We start from the raw sequence: 3,694 nt of genomic DNA, 5'->3' as shown, positions 1-3,694 counted from the left end.
TCTTCTCACTGCCGCGCGGCACGAGCACCGTGTCCTCGGGCCCGACGACGGTGTCCGGCGCCTTGAAGAACAGGATCGGCTCGCCCGGGATCTGCGCGCCGGTCTCCGTGGCGTGGTCGTGGTAGTTCAGCCCGATGCACACGATCTTGCCGATCCGGGCGAGCGGCGGACCCACCCGCAGCCCCTCGGCATCGAGCACCGGCAGCTCACCGGGCGCGGCCGCGGCGGCCCGGACCCGGGCCAGCGCGTCCTCGTCAGCGAGCAGCGCACTGTCGATGTCGGTGACGACTCCTGCCAGGTCACGCAGGATTCCGTCCTCATCCAGCAGCGCCGGTCGTTCCGCGCCTGCCGTACCCACACGAAGCAGCTTCAACGGTCTGTCTCCCCTTGGTCGAGATCGGGCCCGTCGGATGGGTTGCGGCCATCGCAGGCTTGTCCGATCCTCCAAGACATCCGATCACTCCGCAAGACCCTGTTCACACACTGGACCGGCGCACTCGCGTCCGCGGTTACGCCGCCGTGGCCACGGCGGCGCCCGCGGCCGGCATGTCGCGGTACAGGTAGGCCCGTTCGACCGCGGTCCAGGTGGTGCTCGTGACGACGTAGAGCGCGGCGGCCAGCGGCACGAAGGCCACGGTGAACAGGGTGAAGAAGGACATCAGCGGCATCAGCTTCGTCATCGCCCCCATGCCCGGGACCGGCTGTCCGTCGGGACCGGCGGTCGGGGTGACGGGGTTGGCGGCCATCTGTCGCTTCGTACGCCGGTAGTTGAAGGTGGCCACCGCGGCGACCAGGGCGAACAGCCCCAGGTACACGGCACCCTGCGCCCCGAACATCCCGCCGTCCGTGAGCGCGTCGCGCCAGCGCTCGCCGAGCGGGGCCCCGAAGAGCTGGTGGCCGAGCAGTTCGTTGGGGTCGTTGCCGATCTTCTGGCTGGAGAAGAGGTGGTAGAGCAGGAAGAAGGCCGGCATCTGGAGCAGGCTGGGCAGGCAGCCGGAGAGCGGCGAGACCTTCTCCTCCTTGTGCAGCTCCATGAGCGCCTTCTGCATCCGCTCGGGGTTCTTGCCGTGCTTCTTGCGCAGTGCGGCGATCTGCGGCTGGAGCTTGGTGCGGGCCTTCTGCCCGCGCGCCGCGGCCCGCGACAGGGGGTGCACGGCGAGCCGTACGAGCGCGGTGAACAGCACGATCGCGGCGGCGGTGGACGCGGTCTGGAAGAACGGGTGCAGCAGATCGGCGAAGGCGCCGACCAGGCTGGCGAAAGCGGACATGAAGGCGGACATGGATGAGCCCTCCGGGGGTCTCGTCGTGCCGGGAAGTGGATCAACTTCGGCATGACGATCCGCGCGGGGCGCCCACGCGCACGCACACGGCGTGCGCACCTGGACGAAGGAGGGGGAAAGGGGAGCCCTACGCGGCCGTCAGGAGGACACGGCCGGGGGCTCGGGGGCGCCTGCGCCCCTTGGCGTCGGGGTCGCGTTGCGGCAGGAACGCGGTGCGTTTCTCCCGGTCGCGCATGGCGGTACGGACCCGGGTGCGGGGCACCGGGACGGCGCAGCGCGCGCTCATGACCGAGCAGGCGACGAGTGCGGTACCGGCGGCAGCGGTGGCGGCGAGCGCGACCGCGGCGGAGAGGCTGCCGCCCTCGGCGAGCAGGACCTCGGTGAGGAAGAAGAGCAGCAGGCCGGCGGGACGGAGCAGCCGGGCGAGGCCACCGCGCAAGCGGTTCTTGGCACCTGCGCCCATGGGTCCTCCCCCTTTCGCACTCCTGCGGCCGCACAGTGAAGCGGCACTTCAACCTTTAACCGTTATACACGATCGGCGTCAACCGGCCTCGTACACGATCGGCGTCGGTGACCCCGGGCACGCCCCGGCGGACCTCGACGGGCCCCCGCGGGCCCCCATGCGCCGAGGCTGCGGACGACCGGCCGGAGCGCCTTGCCGCTGTCCGTCAGGACGTACTCCTCGCGCACCTGGTGGCGCTGCAGGCGCACCGGCTGACGGGCCGGGTCACGCCCCGCCACCAGCTGGCCGCGGGCTTCGCCCTGCACGCGGTGGTTGTGCTGTCCCTGCTCGGCACCCTGAGGGTCGAGTCGGTGGAGCCGGAACGGGCGGCGATGGGCTCGGGCGCGAACGGCGCGCTGCTGCTGTCGGTGGGACTGGCGCTGCTGGCGACGGTCACGGTCCTGCTGCTGCGGGAGCGGCACTGAGCCCCACGCGCCCACCACACGCGACGCACGACCGCACCCGCCTCACCTGTGTACGCGGTTACGTACGCGGTCTCAGCGGGTCTCACCCCGCCACCGCGGCGCCCGCCTCCTCGTCGTCATCGATCTCGTCCCGCGCCAGCACGTCCTCGTCCGGCCGCTCGTCGCGCTCGCGCGGCCCCGCGTACGTCACCGCCAGCGCGACGGCCAGATTCGCGCCGAGCGCGACGATGCCCGCGTTCACGCCCCACACCGGATCGTTCTCCGTGAAGACGAACCCGCACACGGCGGCCACCCCGACGACCAGCCCGCTCATCGCTCCGAGCAGCGTCAACCGCCGCCACATCAGACCGAGCAGCACCATGGGGAGCAGCTGCGCCATCCCCTCGTACGAGATCAGCGAGAGCCGTACGAGGGTGTTCGGTGCCGTGTACGTGAGCAGCAGGGCCAGGCTGCCCGCGATCACGACGACCACCTGGGCCGCGCCCTTTTGCCGCTGCTCCCAGCGCGGCACGAGCGAGAGCACGCTGCGTCCCCACATCGTGCCGATGACCAGCATGAAGACGGCCATCGGCACGATCGACGAGAGTGCGGCCGCGACGCCGATGACCCCGACCGACCAGGCCGGCAGCGAGTCCACGACCAGTTTGAAGAGCGCCAGGTTGGACTCGGCGCCGACCAGCCCCGGCACGACGAACAGGGCCGCCATGCCGAGCAGCATCGGCACGAACAGCAGGACGTTGTAGGCGGGCAGCCACATCGCGTTGCGCCGCAGCACGTCGGCGTTCCTGGCACCGAGATAGCCGGCGACGGTCGTCGGGAAGATCACGACGGTGAGGGAGTTGAGGAACGAGGTGGTGATGAACCAGGCCTGTCCGAGGCCGCTGTCGCCGTGCCCGGGGAAGGTCAGCCACTCGCTCTTCTCGGTGACGAGCCGGTCGAGGAAGGGCCCGTAGCCGTCGAAGTAGTGCATCGGTACGTAGACGGCGAGGAAGCCGAGCGTGGCGATCACCATCACGTCCTTCAGCACGGACACCCACGCGCTGCCGCGCAGCCCGCTGACGACGACGAAGCCGGTGGTGACGGCGAAGGCGATGAAGTAGGCCCGGTTCAGGCTGATGGCGCCGTAGGAGATGGTCGAGACGACCACGCCCATGCCGGTGATCTGGAGCTGGATGTACGGGAGCAGGAAGACGGTCGCGAGGACGGCGACGAGCGCCCCGAGCCAGGGCCGTGCGAAGCGGTGCGCCACCATGTCGGTGATCCCGACGAGGTCGTGCTTGCGCGCGTACGCCCAGAGCATGGGCCCGACGACGTAGCCGACGGCGTAGCCGCAGGACATGTACGCCACCACGTAGAGCACCGGCGCACCGTAGTTGTAGCCCCAGCCCGCGGCTCCGAGGTAGCTGAAGCTGGTGTAGCCCTCGCCGGCCATCAGCACCCAGATGAAGACGGTCCCCAGACTGCGCCCGCCCACCGACCACTCGGCG

5 protein-coding genes are annotated in these 3,694 nt (G+C 70.6%); 1 reads left to right on the top strand and 4 read right to left on the bottom strand.

Translation table 11 applies throughout. The annotated features are described in order from the left end of the window. From J1C73_RS32805 to J1C73_RS32795, 3 genes are all read right to left on the bottom strand, one after another. Positions 1-373, bottom strand: a 373-nt coding sequence (locus J1C73_RS32805) for a fumarylacetoacetate hydrolase family protein (protein ID WP_207319548.1), incomplete at its 3' end; no start/stop codon positions are given. 136 nt (positions 374-509) lie between these two features. Next, positions 510-1,280, bottom strand: a complete 771-nt coding sequence (locus J1C73_RS32800; protein ID WP_207319547.1) for a YidC/Oxa1 family membrane protein insertase — start codon at positions 1,278-1,280, stop codon at positions 510-512. A 127-nt stretch (positions 1,281-1,407) separates the two neighbouring features. Continuing rightward, positions 1,408-1,743, bottom strand: a complete 336-nt coding sequence (locus J1C73_RS32795) for a DUF6412 domain-containing protein (protein ID WP_123471310.1) — start codon at positions 1,741-1,743, stop codon at positions 1,408-1,410. 107 nt (positions 1,744-1,850) lie between these two features. Here J1C73_RS32795 and J1C73_RS32790 point away from each other — a divergent pair, with 107 nt between their 5' ends. Continuing rightward, positions 1,851-2,207 carry a hypothetical protein gene (locus J1C73_RS32790; protein ID WP_207319546.1) on the top strand — a complete coding sequence of 119 codons (357 nt, stop codon included), beginning with the start codon at positions 1,851-1,853 and terminating at the stop codon, positions 2,205-2,207. Positions 2,208-2,289: 82 nt separating this feature from the next. Here the strand turns inward: J1C73_RS32790 and J1C73_RS32785 are convergent. Next, on the bottom strand, positions 2,290-3,694 hold a 1,405-nt coding region (locus tag J1C73_RS32785), incomplete at its 5' end, for a sodium:solute symporter family protein (protein WP_207319545.1).

Source organism: Streptomyces laculatispora (assembly GCF_017353455.1).
In the GTDB taxonomy this organism is placed as follows: Bacteria; Actinomycetota; Actinomycetes; order Streptomycetales; family Streptomycetaceae; genus Streptomyces; species Streptomyces laculatispora.
This window is presented reverse-complemented; position numbering and strand designations above follow the sequence as displayed.